At 70.0% G+C, this 18,491-nt stretch carries 19 protein-coding genes; 10 read left to right on the top strand and 9 right to left on the bottom strand.

Annotation, left to right across the window (positions count from 1 at the left end):
* Positions 1 to 31: 31 nt before the first annotated feature.
* The 3 genes from ACFVKT_RS31985 to ACFVKT_RS31975 all read left to right on the top strand — a co-directional run bounded on the left by ACFVKT_RS31985 (position 32) and on the right by ACFVKT_RS31975 (position 1,788).
* The gene (locus tag ACFVKT_RS31985; RefSeq protein WP_385738032.1) at positions 32 to 520 is read left to right on the top strand and encodes a phage holin family protein; all 489 of its coding nucleotides are present in this window, start codon (positions 32 to 34) and stop codon (positions 518 to 520) included.
* On the top strand, positions 517 to 1,467 hold the full coding sequence (locus tag ACFVKT_RS31980; protein ID WP_385738030.1) for an alpha/beta fold hydrolase: 951 nt from the start codon (positions 517 to 519) through the stop codon (positions 1,465 to 1,467). The genes ACFVKT_RS31985 and ACFVKT_RS31980 overlap by 4 nt, the downstream gene beginning before the upstream one ends.
* A gap of 141 nt (positions 1,468 to 1,608) precedes the next feature.
* Entirely contained in the window at positions 1,609 to 1,788 is a 180-nt protein-coding gene (locus ACFVKT_RS31975) for a hypothetical protein (RefSeq protein ID WP_385738028.1), read from the top strand.
* Between the two features lie 137 nt (positions 1,789 to 1,925).
* Here ACFVKT_RS31975 and ACFVKT_RS31970 read toward each other — a convergent pair whose 3' ends face one another.
* The 3 genes from ACFVKT_RS31970 to nth all read right to left on the bottom strand — a co-directional run bounded on the left by ACFVKT_RS31970 (position 1,926) and on the right by nth (position 5,204).
* Complete coding sequence (locus ACFVKT_RS31970; RefSeq protein WP_385738026.1) at positions 1,926 to 3,125, bottom strand: MarP family serine protease; 1,200 nt, start codon at positions 3,123 to 3,125, stop codon at positions 1,926 to 1,928.
* A 119-nt stretch (positions 3,126 to 3,244) separates the two neighbouring features.
* Entirely contained in the window at positions 3,245 to 3,967 is a 723-nt protein-coding gene (locus ACFVKT_RS31965) for an NUDIX hydrolase (protein WP_385738024.1), read from the bottom strand.
* Between the two features lie 148 nt (positions 3,968 to 4,115).
* Complete coding sequence (gene nth / locus ACFVKT_RS31960; RefSeq protein WP_385738022.1) at positions 4,116 to 5,204, bottom strand: endonuclease III; 1,089 nt, start codon at positions 5,202 to 5,204, stop codon at positions 4,116 to 4,118.
* A gap of 276 nt (positions 5,205 to 5,480) precedes the next feature.
* Here nth and ACFVKT_RS31955 point away from each other — a divergent pair, with 276 nt between their 5' ends.
* The 3 genes from ACFVKT_RS31955 to ACFVKT_RS31945 all read left to right on the top strand — a co-directional run bounded on the left by ACFVKT_RS31955 (position 5,481) and on the right by ACFVKT_RS31945 (position 8,262).
* Positions 5,481 to 6,155 (top strand): Crp/Fnr family transcriptional regulator, encoded by a 675-nt coding sequence (locus ACFVKT_RS31955; protein ID WP_016642758.1) that lies wholly within the window; start codon positions 5,481 to 5,483, stop codon positions 6,153 to 6,155.
* Positions 6,156 to 6,251: 96 nt separating this feature from the next.
* Entirely contained in the window at positions 6,252 to 7,409 is a 1,158-nt protein-coding gene (locus tag ACFVKT_RS31950; protein ID WP_385738020.1) for a PQQ-binding-like beta-propeller repeat protein, read from the top strand.
* Position 7,410: 1 nt separating this feature from the next.
* The gene (locus ACFVKT_RS31945; RefSeq protein WP_385738018.1) at positions 7,411 to 8,262 is read left to right on the top strand and encodes a nucleotidyltransferase domain-containing protein; all 852 of its coding nucleotides are present in this window, start codon (positions 7,411 to 7,413) and stop codon (positions 8,260 to 8,262) included.
* Between the two features lie 7 nt (positions 8,263 to 8,269).
* On the opposite strand, the gene ACFVKT_RS31940 is transcribed toward ACFVKT_RS31945, so the two are convergent.
* The 4 genes from ACFVKT_RS31940 to ACFVKT_RS31925 all read right to left on the bottom strand — a co-directional run bounded on the left by ACFVKT_RS31940 (position 8,270) and on the right by ACFVKT_RS31925 (position 10,798).
* Positions 8,270 to 9,100: an MBL fold metallo-hydrolase gene (locus ACFVKT_RS31940; protein WP_385738016.1), complete on the bottom strand. Its 831-nt coding sequence runs from the start codon at positions 9,098 to 9,100 to the stop codon at positions 8,270 to 8,272.
* Positions 9,097 to 9,966: an NUDIX hydrolase gene (locus ACFVKT_RS31935; protein WP_385738014.1), complete on the bottom strand. Its 870-nt coding sequence runs from the start codon at positions 9,964 to 9,966 to the stop codon at positions 9,097 to 9,099. The genes ACFVKT_RS31940 and ACFVKT_RS31935 overlap by 4 nt, the downstream gene beginning before the upstream one ends.
* 197 nt (positions 9,967 to 10,163) lie before the next feature.
* Positions 10,164 to 10,643, bottom strand: a complete 480-nt coding sequence (locus tag ACFVKT_RS31930) for a RidA family protein (RefSeq protein ID WP_385738012.1) — start codon at positions 10,641 to 10,643, stop codon at positions 10,164 to 10,166.
* Positions 10,640 to 10,798: a DUF4177 domain-containing protein gene (locus ACFVKT_RS31925; RefSeq protein WP_073492664.1), complete on the bottom strand. Its 159-nt coding sequence runs from the start codon at positions 10,796 to 10,798 to the stop codon at positions 10,640 to 10,642. Before ACFVKT_RS31925 ends, ACFVKT_RS31930 begins: the two co-directional genes overlap by 4 nt.
* 118 nt (positions 10,799 to 10,916) lie before the next feature.
* On the opposite strand from ACFVKT_RS31925, the gene ACFVKT_RS31920 reads away from it, so the two are divergent.
* Positions 10,917 to 11,894 (top strand): ArsA-related P-loop ATPase, encoded by a 978-nt coding sequence (locus tag ACFVKT_RS31920; RefSeq protein ID WP_385738010.1) that lies wholly within the window; start codon positions 10,917 to 10,919, stop codon positions 11,892 to 11,894.
* A complete protein-coding gene (locus ACFVKT_RS31915; RefSeq protein WP_385738008.1) occupies positions 11,891 to 13,456 on the top strand; it encodes an ArsA family ATPase in 1,566 nt (521 codons plus the stop codon). The genes ACFVKT_RS31920 and ACFVKT_RS31915 overlap by 4 nt, the downstream gene beginning before the upstream one ends.
* Before the next feature lie 78 nt (positions 13,457 to 13,534).
* On the opposite strand, the gene ACFVKT_RS31910 is transcribed toward ACFVKT_RS31915, so the two are convergent.
* On the bottom strand, positions 13,535 to 13,873 hold the full coding sequence (locus ACFVKT_RS31910) for a WhiB family transcriptional regulator (protein WP_365430232.1): 339 nt from the start codon (positions 13,871 to 13,873) through the stop codon (positions 13,535 to 13,537).
* A 406-nt stretch (positions 13,874 to 14,279) separates the two neighbouring features.
* Here ACFVKT_RS31910 and ACFVKT_RS31905 point away from each other — a divergent pair, with 406 nt between their 5' ends.
* Positions 14,280 to 16,562 (top strand): transglycosylase domain-containing protein, encoded by a 2,283-nt coding sequence (locus ACFVKT_RS31905; RefSeq protein WP_385738006.1) that lies wholly within the window; start codon positions 14,280 to 14,282, stop codon positions 16,560 to 16,562.
* A gap of 179 nt (positions 16,563 to 16,741) precedes the next feature.
* On the opposite strand, the gene ACFVKT_RS31900 is transcribed toward ACFVKT_RS31905, so the two are convergent.
* Positions 16,742 to 17,209, bottom strand: coding sequence for a GatB/YqeY domain-containing protein (locus ACFVKT_RS31900; RefSeq protein ID WP_384392584.1), 468 nt, complete (start codon positions 17,207 to 17,209; stop codon positions 16,742 to 16,744).
* Between the two features lie 122 nt (positions 17,210 to 17,331).
* Between ACFVKT_RS31900 and ACFVKT_RS31895 the strand changes: the two genes are divergently transcribed.
* Positions 17,332 to 18,258, top strand: a complete 927-nt coding sequence (locus ACFVKT_RS31895; RefSeq protein ID WP_385738004.1) for a metallophosphoesterase — start codon at positions 17,332 to 17,334, stop codon at positions 18,256 to 18,258.
* Positions 18,259 to 18,491 lie beyond the last annotated feature (233 nt).

Below are 18,491 nucleotides of genomic sequence, written 5' to 3'. Positions count from 1 at the left end.
CCGTACAAACATGCAGGAGAGGGAGATCGCGATGAGTGCACCCGACGGCAGTCCGGTCGGCGCCGAACGCAGCATCGGCCAACTGTTCGCCTCGGCGACGACCGAGATGTCCTCGCTGGTGCACGACGAGATCGCGCTGGCGAAGGCGCAGCTCAAGCAGGACGTGAAACGCGGGGCGATCAGCGGTGGCGCGTTCGCGGTGGCGGGCGCGGTGCTGATCTTCTCGCTGCCGATGCTGAGCTTCGCCCTGGCGTACGGCATCCGGACCTGGAGCCACTGGAACCTGGCGATCTGCTTCCTGCTCTCCTTCGCGGCGAACGTGCTGCTCGCCGTCGGTCTCGCGCTGATCGGCGTGGTCTTCGCGAAGAAGGCCAAGAAGAGCAAGGGCCCGCAGAAGGTGGCGGCCTCGGTGAAGGAGACGGCGGGCGTCCTGCAGAACGCCAAGCCGCACCCCCGCGAGCTCGCCGCGAAGGATCGTGCGCCCGAGGCCATCGAGGCTGTGGCACGCTCGTCCTCATGACGGACCCCGCCACACCTCCGGCGCAACCCACTTCGGTCGTACGCCTCGACATCCCCGGCGGACGGGAACTCACCCACCGGGACGTCGCCGCCAACGGCGCACGCTTCCACATCGCCGAGATGGGCGACGGGCCGCTCGTCCTGCTGCTGCACGGCTTCCCGCAGTTCTGGTGGACCTGGCGGCATCAGCTGGTGGCGCTCGCCGACGCGGGTTTCCGCGCCGTGGCCATGGACCTGCGGGGCGTCGGCGGCAGCGACCGCACGCCGCGCGGCTACGACCCCGCCAACCTCGCGCTCGACATCACCGGGGTCGTACGGTCCCTCGGCGAGCCCGACGCCGCGCTGGTCGGGCATGACCTGGGCGGGTATCTGGCGTGGACGGCGGCCGTGATGCGCCCCAAGCTCGTACGCCGGCTCGCGGTCTCCTCCATGCCGCATCCCCGGCGCTGGCGCAACGCCATGCTCTCCGACGTCAAGCAGACGACCGCGAGTTCATACATCTGGGGGTTCCAGCGGCCGTGGGTTCCGGAGCGGCAACTCGTCGCGGACGGCGGCGCCCTGGTGGGCCGTCTGGTACGGGACTGGTCGGGGCCGAGCCTGCCGGACGACGAGGCCGTGGAGACGTACCGCCGTGCCATGTGCATCCCCTCCACGGCACACTGCGCGGTCGAGCCGTACCGGTGGATGGTGCGGTCCATGGCGCGCCCGGACGGAATCCAGTTCAACCGGCGCATGAAGCGGCCGGTCCGGGTGCCGACGCTGCATCTGCACGGTTCGCTCGACCCGGTGATGCGCACGCGGAGCGCCGCGGGGTCCGGCGAGTACGTCGAAGCGCCGTACCGGTGGCGGCTGTTCGACGGGCTCGGGCACTTCCCGCACGAGGAGGACCCGGTGGCGTTCTCGACCGAACTGGTCAACTGGCTGAAGGATCCCGAGCCCGACCGGTGAGGCCGTCCGGGCTGGTCCGCTCGGGTGTCCGGCACCCGAACCGGAACGCTTGTCCTACGAACGGCCAAGTGCCTTACGCATAGGCCAATTGGGGGCCCAGGGGGTGGTTATCGACCTTGGGGCGGGGGCAGACGTCGGGGTATGGGCTGGACGCACGACTTCAGTGACGCAGCACGCACTCGCCGCTCGGCCGCGGGCCTGAGCTCCCCTCGGAGGAGCACCCCGCCGCTGCCGGGCACGGACCTCCGAGTGGGGATCCCACGTATTCTGCGGCGCCGAGCCCGCTGGGTCTCGGTGCGGCTGCGCCATCCTCGCGACTGAACGACCGAACCGACACACCTCACACCTAGCACTGCGGGCTGCGGGCTGCGGGCTGCGGGCTGCGGGCTGCGGGCTGCGGGCTGCGGGCTGCGGGCTGCGGGCTGCGGGCTGATCATCGGTCGGCCGGCTGACCGGTGTCAGAGCGCGCAGTTGTCGCTGTCCACCTGCTGGTTCGCGGTGCGCCCCTTGGCGATGTCCTCCTGGACCTCGTCCGCGGTGAGCGCGTACCCGGTGTTGGCGTCATCGAGCGACTTCGCGAAGACCACGCCGTACACCTTGCCTTCCGGCGTGAGCAGCGGGCCGCCCGAGTTGCCCTGGCGGACGGTCGCGTAGAGCGAGTAGACGTCGCGGCGCACCGTGCCCCGGTGGTAGATGTCCGGGCCGTTCGGCTTGATGCGTGCGCGCAGCCGCGCGGGCTGGATGTTGTACGCGCCGTTCTCCGGGAAGCCGGCGACGATCGCGCTGTCGCCGCTGACCGCGTCGTCGGTCGTGAACTGGAGGGCGGGCGCGTCCAGGTCCGGTACGTCGAGTACGGCGATGTCGCGCTGCCAGTCGTAGAGGACGACCTTGGCGTCGTACTTCTTGCCCTCGCCGCCTATCTGGACGGTGGGCTCGTCGACTCCGCCGACCACGTGGGCGTTGGTCATCACGCGGCGGTCGCTGAAGACGAAGCCGGTGCCTTCGAGGACCTTGCCGCAGCTCTGGGCGGTGCCCATCACCTTGACGATGGACTTCTGGGCGCGGGCGGCGACAGGGCTGTTGGCGAGGGCCGGGTCGGGGGGCTGGACCTCGGTGATGGGCTCGTTGGCGAACGGGCTGAAGACCTGCGGGAAGCCGTTCTGCGCGAGGACCGAGGAGAAGTCGGCGAACCAGGTGTCGGCCTGGTTGGGCAGGGCACGGGACACGCCGAGCAGCACCTTGGAGCTGCGGACCTCCTTGCCGAGTGTCGGCAGCGTCGTACCGGCCAGGGCCGAGCCGATCAGCCAGGCGACCAGGAGCATCGCCACGACGTTGACGAGGGCGCCGCCCGTCGCGTCCAGGGCGCGGGCCGGGGACCAAGTGATGTACAGGCGCAGCTTGTTGCCGAGGTGGGTGGTGAGGGCCTGGCCCACGGAGGCGCAGATGATGACGACGACGACCGCGACGACCGCGGCGGTGGTGTTCACCTCGGCGTCGTCGGTGAACGCGCCCCAGATGACCGGGAGCAGGTAGACGGCGACCAGGCCGCCCCCCAGGAAGCCGATCACGGACAGGATGCCGACGACGAAGCCCTGGCGATAGCCCACGATCGCGAACCACACAGCGGCGACCAGCAACAGGATGTCCAGCACGTTCACTGCTTCTAGCCTCGCCTCATCACTCTGCGGTCACTCCGTCTCGGCTGGGGGTCTGACCCGCGGCACGGCCGCTGACGGGTGCGGCGTCCCCCAGGAAGACACAGCACGGAGCCACCCTGTCATGCGCGCCAGTCGAGCGGGACCTGCTTCTCGCGGTCCCAGGGCAGCTCCCAGCCCGCGTAGTGCAGGATCCGGTCGATGATGCCCGCGGTGAAGCCCCAGACGAGGGCCGATTCGACCAAAAATGCCGGGCCCTGGTGACCTCTTGGATGCACGGCGGTGGCGCGGTTGGCGGGGTCCGTGAGATCCGCCACGGGGACGGTGAAGACCCGCGCCGTCTCGTTCGGATCGACCACGCCCACCGGTGTCGGGCGGCGCCACCAGCCAAGGACGGGCGTGACGACGAAGCTGCTCACCGGGATGTAGAGCTTGGGCAGCACGCCGAAGAGCTGGACGCCGCCCGGGTCGAGCCCGGTCTCCTCCTCGGCCTCGCGGAGAGCGGCCCGCAGCGGCCCGTCGGCCTGCGGGTCGCCGTCCTCGGGATCGAGGGCTCCGCCGGGGAACGAGGGCTGTCCGGCGTGTGATCGCAGGGAGGTGGCGCGCTCCATGAGCAGCAGCTCGGGGCCGCGCTCGCCCTCGCCGAACAGGATGAGCACGGCGGACTGGCGCCCCGCGCCGTCACTCGGCGGCAGGAAGCGGCTCAGCTGGAGCGGCTCCACCGACTCGGCGGCGCGCACCACCGGGTCCAGCCAGTCGGGCAGGCCTTCCCTGCTCAGCGCCACCGGGGCGCCCTGCGTGCCGCTCTCCAAGCGACCGCCCTGCGTGTTACTCGCGTGCGTCATCGCCACCCCCGTTCTGCTGATCCCAACGCCTGCCGGTACCGAGTTCGTTCCGTCATCCGGTGGCGGGGGGTGTATCCGGGCAGGGGCGTCTTGCGGTGCCCCGCTGTGTGTCCGGGGGTTGAGGCTGCGGTGCTGCCGACGGGGGCCGTCATCCAGTGCCCTGCGGTGTTCCCAGCGGAGGTGCCGGGATGCCGCCCGCGTCCAGGTAGGACTGCGGCGGGTTGAGGCGCTGGCCGGGGAAGCCGCCCTTCTCGTACTTCAGGAGCTTCTTCGCCTTCTCCGGGTCCGTCTCGCCCTCTCCGTACGCCGGGCAGAGCGGCGCGATGGGGCAGGCGCCGCAGGCGGGCTTGCGGGCGTGGCAGATACGGCGGCCGTGGAAGATCACGTGGTGGGAGAGCATCGTCCAGTCGCTCTGCGGGAAGAGCGCGCCGACGGCCCTCTCGATCTTGTCGGGCTCCGTCTCCTCGGTCCACTGCCAGCGGCGCACCAGCCGCTGGAAATGGGTGTCCACGGTGATGCCTGGGCGGCCGAAGGCGTTGCCGAGCACCACGAAGGCGGTCTTGCGGCCCACTCCGGGGAGCTTGACGAGCTCTTCGAGGCGACCGGGCACCTCGCCCCCGAAATCGTCCCGCAGGGCCTTGGAGAGCCCTATCACCGACTTGGTCTTGGCCCGGAAGAACCCCGTCGGGCGCAGGATCTCCTCGACCTCCTCCGGGTTGGCCGCGGCCAGGTCCTCGGGGGTCGGGTACTTGGCGAAGAGCGCCGGGGTCGTCTGATTCACCCTCAGGTCGGTCGTCTGCGCCGACAGGACGGTGGCGACGACCAGTTGGAAGGGGTTCTCGAAGTCCAGCTCCGGGTGGGCGTACGGATACACCTCGGCGAGCTCGCGGTTGATGCGGCGGGCTCGGCGGACGAGAGCGGTGTCGGGCGCGGGGGCCTGCTGTGAGGGCTTGGCGGGGGTTGCCTTCTTTGCTGGGGTTGCCTTTTTGGCGGAGGCCCGCTTGGTGGTCGTAGTCGTCGCCTTCTTCGGGATCGCTGCCTTCTTAGGGATCGTTTTTGCCGGCTTCTCCGGGGTTGCTTCTGCGGGCTTCTCAGGGATTGCTTTTGCGGGCGACGCCTTCTTGGCGGCTGCCGGCGCCTTTCGGGCAGGCTTCCTGGCGGGCGCGCCGACCGTCGCTTGCGCCCGCTTTGCTCCCTTTGTCGTTTTCTTGGCACCGTCCGTGGGCTGTTCGCCCACAGCGGAATCACGACGTACAACCACCCGCCCAGCCCCCTTGGCCTGTGCTCTCACCGGCGTTTTGGACACCCGGCCAGCCTAAAGCCCGGTACTGACATCCGCCCCGGACCCTGGAGATCGGCCCCCAATTGGCCCCCTGCCGCACTGCCCGGGACTCCAGTGCGGCAGACTTGTGACTGATCACACTGTTTGGACCGTCCGGCAAGATGGGGAACACGGTCCCCTGGTACCAAGGGGGAGCAAGATCCCCTGAGCAGGTCGACAAGGAGAGAACTCGTGGACGACGTTCTGCGGCGCGCCCCGCTCTTCGCGGCGCTCGATGACGAGCAGGCCGCGGAGCTCCGCGCCTCCATGAGTGAGGTGACCCTCGCGCGCGGTGACGCCCTTTTCCATGAGGGTGACCCCGGGGACCGCCTTTACGTGGTCACCGAGGGCAAGGTGAAGCTCCACCGCACCTCCCCCGACGGCCGCGAGAACATGCTGGCCGTCCTCGGCCCCGGGGAACTGATCGGCGAACTGTCGCTGTTCGACCCGGGTCCGCGCACAGCCACGGCCAGCGCGCTGACCGAGGTCAAGCTGCTGGGCCTCGGCCACGGCGACCTCCAGCCCTGGCTGAACGCGCGGCCCGAGGTGGCCGCCGCCCTGCTGCGCGCCGTCGCCCGGCGCCTGCGCAAGACCAACGACCAGATGTCCGACCTGGTCTTCTCGGACGTGCCCGGCCGCGTGGCCCGCGCACTCCTGGACCTCTCGCGCCGCTTCGGTGTGCAGTCCGAAGAGGGCATCCACGTCGTGCACGACCTCACGCAGGAGGAGCTGGCCCAGTTGGTCGGCGCGTCCCGCGAGACGGTCAACAAGGCCCTCGCCGACTTCGCGGGCCGCGGCTGGCTCCGTCTGGAGGCGCGCGCCGTGATCCTGCTGGACGTGGAGCGGCTCGCGAAGCGGTCGCGCTAAGCGTCGTCTTCTTTACTGAAGGGCTCTGCCGCAAGGTAGGGCCCTTCTTGTATCGCCGTATCGCCGGGCGGGGACCCGGGAGGCAAGGGGGCGGGAGTGCACGAGGACAGGGCGCCCGAGTCGGTCTGGGCTGGGCGGTCGACGAAACGTCGGTGGCGGCGAGGACCGGCGGCGGCCCAGCAGCTGTGGAGCACCGGGCGGGAGAAAGGCAGCCCGGGCGCGCCGCTGGGCACCTGGGCGGTGGACGGGACCCTCGCGATGGCCCGCATCGACGGAGTGCGGGCGTACGGGCTGACGTCCGGTGAGCCTCTGTGGAGCTGGCAGCCGCCCGGAGGGGGCGACCAGGTGCTCGCCCACGTCTCGCAGGACACGGCGGACGGCGTGGCCGTCGTACTGCATCACGACGGCAGGGACGGCGACGACGCGCTCAGCGACGCCTGGCACGTCTACCTCACCGGCCTCGACCTCCGCACCGGCTCGGCGGTCTGGACGCGCGCGCAGCCCGCCGACGAACTGGGATCCGTCTCCACGGAGGCGCGCGGGATCGCGCTCGGCGGCGGCCTCATCGCGACCGCGCGTACCCGCGACGGGAACACGGAGACCACGATCCGGGTACTCGACGCGCGCACCGGAGCCCTCCAGTGGGAGCGGCCGCTCCCACTGGAGGGCTGGGGGGACGCCGCCGTCCTGGCGGCCGAGCCCGTCGTCGTATCCACCGTCGGACCCGGGTATCCCACTCCCCCGCTCGCTCCCCGCCGGCTCTTCGCGTCGAGTGCTCCTCGCCGCCTCCACGTGGTGAGCGCGGACGCGGAGCAGGTCATCGATCTGCCCCAGTACTCCGAGGTACCGCCTCCGTTCGACGTGCCCCCGAGGTACGAGGCTTTCGGTGGGCACCCGGTGTTCGTCGGCGACACCCTCGCCGTCGAACTCGTCGCGCCCCAGCCGGACGACCAGGAGCACACGGGAAGCAGTCTCCGGGCGTACTCCGCCGCCACGGGCGACTTCCGCTGGTCGTGGTCCAGCACGTACGGCGGGACGATCTTCCCGCTGGCCCACCGGGGCTACCTCGTGGTCCTCAACGGCTATGGCGACCGGGCGACGGTGCTCGACCCCGCCGACGGCCGGGTCGTGGCCGAGCGCTCGCTGCCCGGCTACAGCTTCCAGGCACGTCTCGTCGCCTCCGGGGACTGCCTCGCCGTCGTCTGCACAGCGCCGCGCACCACCCGGCGCGTGCGCGTGTTCCGCTGGAAATGACATGACCCTCCACCGCGGGCAGCTGCACAGTGGTGCCATGCAGAACAAGGGGCTCGACGCCCAGGGCTACCTCGCGCCCGAGGGCGCTCCCGGACTGATCCCGAGGGAGTTCCGGCCCGTGGTGGCCACGGCACGGGACCGGCTCCTCGATGTCTTCGGGGCACGGCTCAACAGCGCGTACCTCTACGGCTCGATTCCGCGCGGCACCGCGCGCGTGGGGCGCAGCGATCTCGATCTGCTGCTCGTCCTGCGCCAGGAGCCCACCGACGAGGACCGTGCGGACGCCCGCTCGCTCGACGGTGCGCTGGACAAGGAGTTCCCGCAGATCGACGGCTCCGGAACGCTCCTGGTCAGCCGTACGCGGCTGCTGAGCGCCCTGGAGACGTACGACCTCGGGTGGTTCGTCGCGTGCCTCTGTACGCGCGTCCTGGGCGAGGATCTGGCCGAGTATCTGCCGCGCTACCGCCCCGACTCGCTCCTCGCCCGCGAGACGAACGGCGACCTCGCCCTGTTCCTGCCGCGCTGGCGCGAGCGGATCGCCGGTGCCGCCGACACGGAGGAGGCCCGGCGCCCGCTGGTGCGGTTCATGTCACGCCACCTCGTACGGACCGGGTTCACGCTCGTCATGCCGCGCTGGAACGGCTGGACCAGCGATCTGACGGAGATGGCCGAGGCGTTCGCCGCGTACTACCCGGAGCGGGCCGACGGAATGCGGGCGGCGGCCGTCCTCGGCTACGAGCCCAGCGGCGACCTCGCCGTCCTGCGGTCCTACGTCGACGACCTCGGGCCGTGGCTCGCCGAGGAGTACGCGCGCGTGCACGGCGTCAAAGCCCCGAGGCCCGACGCACCGTAAGGCGGGCCTAGATGAGCCCGTGCTCGCGCAAGTAGTCCAGCTGGGCGCGTACCGACAGCTCGGCCGCGGGCCACAGGGAGCGGTCCACGTCCGCGTACACGTGCGCGACGACCTCGGACGCCGACCGGTGGCCGCTCTCGACCGCCGTCTCGATCTGGGCGAGGCGGTGGGCGCGGTGGGCGAGGTAGAACTCGACGGCGCCCTGGGCGTCTTCGAGGACGGGCCCGTGGCCCGGCAGGACGGTGTGGACGCCGTCGTCCACCGTCAGGGACCTCAGGCGCCGCAGGGAGTCCAGATAGTCGCCCAGCCGGCCGTCAGGGTGGGCCACCAGGGTCGTACCGCGGCCCAGGACGGTGTCCCCGGTCAGGACCGCCTGATCGGCCGGGAGATGGAAGCACAGCGAGTCGGACGTGTGACCGGGGGTGGACACGACACGCAGCTCCAGGCCGCCGGTGGTGATCACATCACCCGCGCCCAGCCCCTCGTCCCCGAGCCGCAGCGCCGGATCCAGCGCCCGCACCTTCGTCCCCGTGAGCCCGGCGAACCGTACGGCCCCCTCGGCATGGTCGGGGTGTCCGTGGGTGAGCAGGGTCAGCGCGATCCGCCTGCCCGCCTTCTCCGCCGTATCGACGACATTGCGCAGATGTACGTCGTCCAGGGGCCCCGGGTCGATCACCACCGCGAGTTCGGAGTCCGGCTCGGCCAGGATCCAGGTGTTGGTGCCGTCCAGGGTCATCGCCGAGGCGTTGGGGGCCAGGACGTTGACGGCTCGCGAGGTGGCGGGGCCGGAGAGCACCCCGCCCCGTGGCTGGCCCGGGAGGGCGGCTGCGTCGGTCATGCGGGGGCTCCACCGGTCGGGATGTGCTTGGTGAACTCGTCGTGTCCCGGCCAGGAGAGGACCACTTCGCCGTTCTCCACGCGGGCCCTGGCCAGGACGGGGGTCAGATCGCGGGCGGGAGCTGCGGCGAGGGCGTCGGCAGCGGTGTCGTACGCGGTGAGCCGGCGCAGGGTCGCGATGGTCGGCGGCATCATCAGCAGCTCGCCCTTGTCGTACGAGGCCGCCGCGTCCGCCGGGCGGATCCATACCGTGCGGTCCGCCTCCGTCGACGCGTTGCGGGTGCGCTGCCCCTCCGGGAGGGCGGCCACGAAGAACCACGTGTCGTAGCGGCGGGTTTCGAACTCCGGCGTGATCCAGCGTGCCCAGGCTCCCAGGAGATCCGACCTGAGGACGAGTCCCCGGCGGTCCAGGAACTCCGCGAAGGAGAAGTCGCGGGCGACCAGGGCGGCGCGGTCCGCCTCCCATTCGTCGCCAGTGGTGTCGCTGATGACCGTGTCAGGGCTGGCGCCCGCGAGGAGGACGCCCGCCTCCTCGTACGTCTCCCGGACCGCAGCGCAGACGATGGCCTGGGCGGAGATCTCGTCGCCGCCGAGCCTTTCCGCCCACCACGCGCGCGTGGGGCCCGCCCAGCGGATGTGCTGCCCGTCGTCGCGCGGGTCGACGCCGCCGCCCGGATACGCGTACGCGCCTCCGGCGAAGGCCATGGAGGCGCGTCTGCGCAGCATGTGGACCACCGGGCCCCGGGGGGTGTCCTTGAGCAGCATCACGGTGGCCGCGCGCCTGGGGGTCACCGGTGTCAGCGTGCCCTCGGTGAGCGCGCGGATCCGGTCGGGCCACTCCGGGGGGAACCACTGCCCATTCGCCATGGGCGGAGGCTATCCCGAGCCGGGCGGATGTTCGAGGGGCCGCCCCTTGGGGATCCGCTGGCCGGCGGTGGGGGCGGGACCAAGGAGTTTTTCGCCCCCCCTCCGCCCCTACCCGTCCCGTACCTGGGGGCTCCGCCCTCAGACCCCCGTGTCGCGCTGAACGCGCTCGTCCTCAAACGCCGGACGGGCTGGAATCCTCAAGCTCCGGACGGGCTGGACAGCTCCACCTGGATCTCGACCTCCACCGGCGCGTCCAGCGGGAGGACCGCCACGCCGACCGCGCTGCGGGCGTGGACGCCCTTGTCGCCGAGGGCCGCGCCGAGGAGTTCACTGGCGCCGTTGAGGACGGCCGGCTGGCCGGTGAAGTCGGAGGCGGAGGCGACGAAGCCGACGACCTTCACGACACGCGCGATGCGGTCCAGGTCTCCCGCGACGGACTTGACCGCGGCGAGCGCGTTCAGGGCACAGATGCGGGCCAGGTCCCTGGCCTCCTCGGGCGTGACCTCCGCGCCCACCTTGCCGGTGAGCGGAAGCTTGCCTTCCACCATCGGGAGCTGGCCCGCGGTGTAGACGTACACGCCGGACTGCACGGCGGGCTGGTACGCGGCCAGCGGCGGGACCACTTCGGGCAGCGTCAGCCCGAGTTCCGCCAGCTTGGACTCGACGGCGCCGCTCATGCCCTCTCCCGCTTCAGGTAGGCCACCAGCTGCTCGGGGTTGTTCGGCCCGGGCACGACCTGGACGAGCTCCCAGCCGTCCTCGCCCCAGGTGTCCAGAATCTGCTTCGTGGCGTGGACGAGCAGAGGCACGGTTGCGTATTCCCACTTGGTCATACGGGCGACTGTAGCGGCTGTCACGGGCGCCCTCCCGCGGGCCTCGTACGCCGCCCGACCCACACGTTGTCCACAGCCTCCTGCTTAGTACCGCGGCCGACTGGTTAGGCTCGAATACGTGAGCAGGCTCCAGGTCGTCAGCGGCAAGGGTGGTACCGGCAAGACCACGGTAGCCGCCGCCCTAGCGCTCGCCCTCGCGACGGAGGGCAAGCGCGCTCTCCTCGTCGAGGTCGAGGGCAGACAGGGCATCGCGCAGCTCTTCGAGACAGAAGCGCTGCCCTACGGCGAGCGGAAGATCGCCGTCGCTCCCGGGGGCGGGGAGGTGTTCGCCCTGGCCATCGACCCCGAACTGGCTCTTCTGGACTACCTCCAGATGTTCTACAAACTCGGCAGCGCCGGCCGCGCCCTGAAGAAACTCGGCGCCATCGACTTCGCGACCACCATCGCGCCCGGTCTCCGGGATGTGCTGCTGACCGGCAAGGCCTGCGAGGCCGTCCGCCGCAAGGACAAGAGCGGGCGGTTCGCCTACGACCACGTGGTCATGGACGCGCCGCCCACGGGCCGCATCACCCGCTTCCTGAACGTCAACGACGAGGTGGCGGGCCTCGCGAAGATCGGCCCGATACACAATCAGGCACAGGCCGTGATGCGCGTCCTCAAGTCCAAGGAGACGGCCGTTCACCTGGTGACGCTCCTGGAGGAGATGCCCGTACAGGAGACCGCCGACGGCATCGCCGAACTGCGGGCCGCGAAGCTGCCGGTGGGGCGGATCATCATGAACATGGTGCGTCCCGCGCTGCTCGACGACGCCGATCTGGAGCTCACTGCCGCCGCCCCCCGTACCGCCATCGCCAAGTCGCTCTCCGCGGCCGGACTCGGTGGCGCCCGTCGCGGCGGGCTCGCCGAGCGACTGGTGGACCCGCTCCTCGAAGAGGCCGCCGAGTACGCCGAGCGCCACACCCTGGAACGCGAACAGCGGGCCGTGCTCAGGGAGCAGGGCCTGCCGCTGCACGAACTGCCGCTGCTCGCCGAGGGAATGGACCTGGCGGGCCTGTACGAACTTGCCAAGGAACTGCGTCAGCAAGGGATCTCATGAGTTCGGACCCGGCCCGCGCACACGACTCCGCCCACACACAGGAATCCGCCCACGCGCAGGAATCCGCCCACGCGCAGGACTCCTCACGCGGGCTGCACGCCGCACGCATCCTGGAAGTCGATCCGCTGATCGACGACCCGAAGACCCGCATCGTGGTGTGCTGCGGCTCGGGCGGCGTCGGCAAGACGACCACGGCGGCGGCGCTGGGGCTGCGCGCCGCCGAGCGCGGCCGCAAGGTCGTCGTGCTCACCATCGACCCCGCGCGCCGACTCGCCCAGTCGATGGGCATCGACTCCCTGGACAACACCCCACGCCGGGTGAAGGACGTCGAGGGGGACGGCGAACTGCACGCCATGATGCTCGACATGAAGCGCACCTTCGACGAGATCGTCGAGGCGCACGCGGACCGCGAGCGAGCGGCCGCCATCCTGAGCAACCCCTTCTACCAGTCGCTTTCGGCGGGCTTCGCGGGCACGCAGGAGTACATGGCGATGGAGAAGCTGGGGCAGTTGCGGGCGAGGGACGACTGGGACCTCATCGTCGTCGACACCCCGCCGTCCCGCTCGGCCCTCGACTTCCTGGACGCGCCCAAGCGGCTCGGGTCCTTCCTGGACGGACGGCTGATCCGGCTGCTGACGGCGCCGGCGAAGCTCGGCGGGCGCGCGGGGATGAAGTTCCTGAACGTCGGTATGTCGTTGATGACCGGCACCCTGGGGAAGCTCCTCGGCGGTCAACTCCTGAAGGACGTACAGACCTTCGTGGCCGCCATGGACACGACCTTCGGCGGGTTCCGTACCCGCGCGGACGCCACGTACAAGCTGCTCCAGGCACCCGGCACGGCCTTCCTGGTGGTGGCGGCCCCGGAGCGGGACGCGCTGCGCGAGGCGGCGTACTTCGTGGAGCGGCTGGCGGCCGAGGACATGCCGTTCGCCGGTCTGGTGCTCAACCGGGTGCACGGAAGCGGCGCCGCTCAGCTGTCGGCCGAGCGGGCGCTCGCCGCCGCGGAGAACCTCGGACTCGTCACCGCGGAGAACCTCCGACTTGCCACCGCGGAGAACCACCGACTCGCCACCGCGGAAAATCATGACCTCGAAGCTGCGGAAAATCTTGACGAGGCTCGCATTGTCGATCAGGGGGGCGGGAAGGCTGGACTTCGTAACTCTCCCGACACGTACGACCGTTCAGAATCTCCCGCTTCCGAGGCACCGGTTCCCGACGCGACCGACCATCCCGACGATCCCGAGGAAGGCTCCCCCGCCGCCACGGACAGGACCGTCACCACGAACGGGAACGTCACCACGAACGAGAACGGAACCGCCGTCACAGACACCGGCCGGACCGTCGAACAACTCACCGCAGGCCTGCTGAGGCTGCACGCCGAGCGCATGCAGCTGCTCTCCCGCGAGCAGCGCACACGTGACCGCTTCACCGCCCTCCACCCCGAGGTGGCGGTGGCCGAAGTGGCGGCGCTGCCCGGTGACGTGCACGACCTGGCAGGGCTGCGGGACATCGGGAACCGGCTCGCGGCCGGTCGGCCGGAGCTGCCCGAAACCAGCGCCTGACGGGGCGCTTTCCGTGGCCTGCGAGGCCATGACCTGAACACGCGTGGCCATGACCTACAGAGGCTGAGGCAAACGGCCTCAGCCCACCGCCAAGTAGCGCTCGTACACCTCTTCCTCGTCGAGGGGCAGCAGGCCCGCGCCGCGCTCGTACTCCGTGCGCGCGGTCTCGAGCAGGCGTCGCCACGAGGTGACGGTGGGCCGCCGGCGCAACAACGCGCGCCGCTCCCGCTCGGTCATGCCACCCCACACGCCGAATTCGACGCGATTGTCGAGCGCATCGGCGAGGCACTCCGTGCGTACCGGACATCCGGTGCACACTGCCTTAGCCCTGTTCTGCGCTGCTCCTTGAACGAACAGTTCATCTGGATCGGTAGTGCGGCAGGCCGCCTGCGCACTCCAGTCGGTTACCCAGCCCATACCGGCGCCGTCCTCTCCCGAATCGAGGCTCCCCCACGGCGGCAGCGGCATATTCACCGCCGCCAGTTGAGGACGTTACGGAAGGTGGGCACAGCGCAACACCCCCTTCGGGCCCAATCTTGAATGGCCCGAACGGACTATGCGTAAGCGGCAGATCACCCGGGGGAGTGACCTGGCGACATGCGTGAGTTTCCCGGCAAACCGGGACAGTTCAGTTGAGTCACAACGGACGCCGGGTGACACACAAGGCGGATTCGGACACGCCCCCAACAAAAGTTGGGCTACCTCCGGAACGATTCGGGGTCGCCGGACGTATTGATACATGGCCGCACTGCTGTGACAGTTGTGAGCAGCTTAGGCCAAGGCCTATACGTATGTCCGGCGATTGAGAACGTAGGCTGCCCCTATGCCAAAGAAGCGCTCGGGCGGTGGTCTGTCGCCTTTTCAGCAGTCCGCCAAGTTCCTCGGTGTCAGCGTCCTCGCAGGTGCGGTCATGGCCGGGATCGCGCTGCCCGCAGCGGGCGCGCTCGGCCTCGCGGCCAAGGGTTCGGTCCAGAGTTTCGACGAGATTCCGGACGAGCTGAAGAGCCCGCAGTTGAGCCAGCGGACCACGATCCTGGACAGCGAGGGCGGCCAGATCGCCACGGTCTACTCGCGCGACCGGACCGTGGTCGACCTCAAGGACATCTCGCCGTACATGCAGAAGGCGATCGTCGCGATCGAGGACTCACGCTTCTACGAGCACGGCGCGGTCGACCTGAAGGGCGTCCTGCGCGCGCTGAACCAGAACGCGCAGAGCGGCGGAGTGTCCCAGGGTGCCTCCACGCTCACCCAGCAGCTCGTGAAGAACTACTTCGTCGAAGAGGCCGGCGACGACCCGACGAAGGTCGCCCAGGCCACCCAGCAGACCCTCGGCCGCAAGATCCGCGAGCTCAAGTACGCGATCCAGCTGGAAGAGAAGCTCGGCAAGAAGAAGATCCTCGAGAACTACCTGAACATCACGTTCTTCGGTGAGCAGGCCTACGGCATCGAGGCCGCCGCCCAGCGCTACTTCTCCAAGCCCGCCAAGGACCTGAACCTCCAGGAGTCGGCGCTGCTCGCGGGCATCGTCCAGTCGCCCAGCCGGTACGACCCGGTCAACGACGAGGCGGAGGCCACCAAGCGCCGCAACACCGTGCTGCAGCGCATGGCCGAGACGAACGACATCTCGCAGGCGGAGGCCGACAAGGCCATGAAGACGCCGCTCGGCCTGAAGGTCAGCAAGCCGAACAACGGCTGCATCACGGCGGTCGAGGGCGCGGCCTTCTTCTGCAAGTACGTGGAGAAGGTCTTCCTCAGCGACCCGGTCTTCGGTGAGACCAAGGAGGAGCGGGCGAAGATCTGGAACCAGGGCGGCCTGACGATCCGTACGACGCTCGACCCGCAGGCACAGCAGTCGGTGCAGGCCTCGCTCAAGGACCACGTCAACCAGACGGACACGGTCACCGCGGCGGCCACCCTGGTCGAACCCGGCACCGGCAAGATCGTCGGCATGGGCCAGGCAACTCCGTACGGCTACGGCAAGAACGAGACCGAGTACAACTACTCGGTCAACTACGACATGGGCGGCTCGAACTTCGGTTTCCCGACCGGTTCGACGTTCAAGCCGTTCGTCGCCGCGGCCGCGCTGGAGGAGGGCCGGCCCGCGACCCAGGAGTACGCGTCGCCGTACGAGATGGAGTATCCGAGCCCCGTCCAGACCTGTGGCAGCAAGCCCTGGGTCAACCTGGACGGCGACACGGTGGAGAACGAGGCCGAGTCGGAGGTCGGGCCGTACCGGCTGAAGGACGCGATGGCCAAGTCGGTCAACACCTACTTCGTGCAGATGATCTCCGACATCGGCCTGTGCCCGGTGGTCGACATGACCGACAACCTGCACGTCACGCAGGGCAACGGCGACAAGCTGCCGGAGAGCCCGTCCATCGCCCTCGGCGCGGTGGGCCTCTCGCCGCTGACGATGGCCACCGCGTACGCCTCCTTCGCCGCCCGGGGCATGTACTGCACCCCGATCGCCATCGAGTCGATCACGCAGAAGGTCGGTGACGCGCAGAAGTCCCTCGCGGTGCCGAAGTCGACGTGCTCGCGCGCGATGTCCGAGAAGACCGCGGACACCGTCAACACCCTCCTGAGCGGCGTGATCGACTCCGGTACGGGCCAGGCGGCCGGTCTCACCGACCGCGCCAACGCCGGTAAGACGGGTACGACGGACTCCCGCAAGAACGCCTGGTTCGTGGGCTACACGCCGAACCTCGCCGGCGCGGTCTGGGTCGGCAGCGCCACGCAGAAGGTCGAGATGGAGAACATCACGATCGGCGGCGTCTGGCACGACAAGGTCTACGGCGGCCAGGTGCCGGGTCCCATCTGGAAGGACGCGATGACCGGCGCCCTTGAGGGCCACGACTCCCCGTCCTTCAACCTCGTCAACATCCCCGACGCCCCGAAGGGCAAGGGCGACGACGGGAACAACGGTGACGACGGAAACGGCAACGCGAACGGGAACAACGACAACGGCGGCCCGACCGACGGCGGCCTCACCACCACCGGTGCGACCACCGGCGGCGGAGACGTCCCGACACCGTCCTTCTCCATCCCGGAGGGCTTCCTCCAGGGGCAGAGCAACGGCGGGAACGGGACGGGTGGGCGGGACTAGCGTGCCGCCCGCCTGACGGTTTCGGGCCGAGGGTTTGATACGCCGGTGGGGGCGCCCCTTGTTGCTGGGGGCGCCCCCGTCTTATTACTGGGGGCGCCCCCACCGGCGTATGGGTAGGCATGCAGGTAGGTAGGTCTGCTTTGCGCGGTCGCCTTCGTACGATCGCTTGGTGCGGTCGCTCAGGCGCCCGCGAGGAGCTGCTTGACCAGGGCCGCGACGCGGCCGCCCTCCGCCAGGCCGGCCACCTTCGGGTTCACGATCTTCATGACCTGGCCCATGGCACGCGGCCCCTCGGCGCCTGCCGCCTTCGCCTCCTCGACGGCCTGGGCGACGATCTGCCGGAGCTCGTCGTCGGACAGCTGCTTGGGAAGGTACGTGGCGAGGATCTCGCCCTCCGCCTTCTCACGCTCGGCCGACTCGGGGCGCCCGCCCTGCGCGAAGGCGTCGGCGGCCTCGCGGCGCTTCTTCGCCTCGCGGGTGATCACCTTCTGCACTTCGTCGTCGGAGAGTTCGCGCTTGGTCTTGCCCGCGACCTCCTCGTTGGTGATCGCGGAGAGGGTCAGCCGGAGCGTCGAGGAGCGGAGCTCGTCGCGCTCCTTGATGGCGGCGTTGAGGTCTTCCTTGAGCTTCGACTTAAGCGTGGTCATGCCGTCGATTGTCGCAGGTGTGGTGAGACGGGTGCCTGTTGATTTCGGGGGGCGTACGTCGTGGGCGGCAGGGTTGTCCACAGGGGGCGCGTCGAGTTGCCGCGGTCTGACACGATGGACGTATGCGCGCGCTATACGGAGTACCCCTGGGAATCACGGCGGTGGGCGCCGCCGGTCTGTTGTATGCGGCGGGTTTCGAGGCCCGTTCCTTCCGGCTGCGACGGGTGACCGTGCCGGTGCTGCCGCCCGGCATGCGACCGCTGCGGGTTCTCCAGGTCTCCGACATCCACATGGTGAGCGGCCAGCGCAAGAAGCAGCGCTGGCTGCGCTCACTGGCAGGCCTGCGCCCCGACTTCGTCATCAACACCGGGGACAACCTCTCCGACCCGGAGGGCGTACCCGAGGTGCTGGACGCGCTGGGTCCGCTGATGGAGTTCCCGGGCGCGTACGTCTTCGGTTCGAACGACTACTACGGCCCCAAACTCCGCAACCCCGCCCTGTACTTGTTCGAGAAGGCCCAGGGCCGCCACGGTCTGAACGGCAACAAACCGGTCGTCGGCGCCCTCCACAACCCGTGGGAGGGTCTGCGCGACGCCTTCGACACCGCGGGCTGGCTGAACCTCACGAACACCCGCGGGGAGCTGAAGATCGAGGGCGCGTCGGTGGAGTTGACCGGCCTCGACGACCCGCACATCAAGCGGGACCGGTACGAGCGCGTGGCCGGCGGCCCGTCGGAGTCCGCCGACTTCTCGATGGGCGTCGTCCACGCCCCGTACCTGCGCACGCTCGACGCGTTCACCGCCGACGGCTACCCCCTGATACTGGCCGGCCACACCCACGGCGGCCAGCTCTGCCTCCCCTTCTACGGCGCCTTCGTCACCAACTGCGACCTGGACACGGACCGCGTGAAGGGCCTGTCCACACATACGGCGGAGGGGCGGACGTCGTACATGCACGTCTCGGCGGGCTGCGGGGCGAACCGGTATACGCCGGTGCGGTTCGCTTGTCCGCCGGAGGCTTCGTTGCTGACGTTGGTGGAGCGGAAGTAGGAGGCGGGGGGCGTGGTCGCCTGGCCCTGACTGGCCCTGACTGTCCCTGACTGGGTCCGGCCCGTGGGGCGGGGCCGGGGGGAGCCGAGTAGGACCAGGGACGGGCCGGGGGAGCAGGGACGGATCTGGCTCGGCGGGTCGGGAAAGGGCGAGGTCCGGTCAGGTGCTGGTCCGGTCAGGTGCCGGTCCAGAGGGGGCCTGGTCCGGAGGGGGCCTGGTCCGGAGGGGGCCTG

Origin of the sequence: Streptomyces sp. NPDC127595 (assembly GCF_042671685.1) — a bacterium.
Lineage (GTDB): Bacteria > Actinomycetota > Actinomycetes > Streptomycetales > Streptomycetaceae > Streptomyces.
The sequence above is the reverse complement of the archived record's forward strand: the minus strand, read 5'-3'. Positions and strand labels throughout refer to the sequence as shown.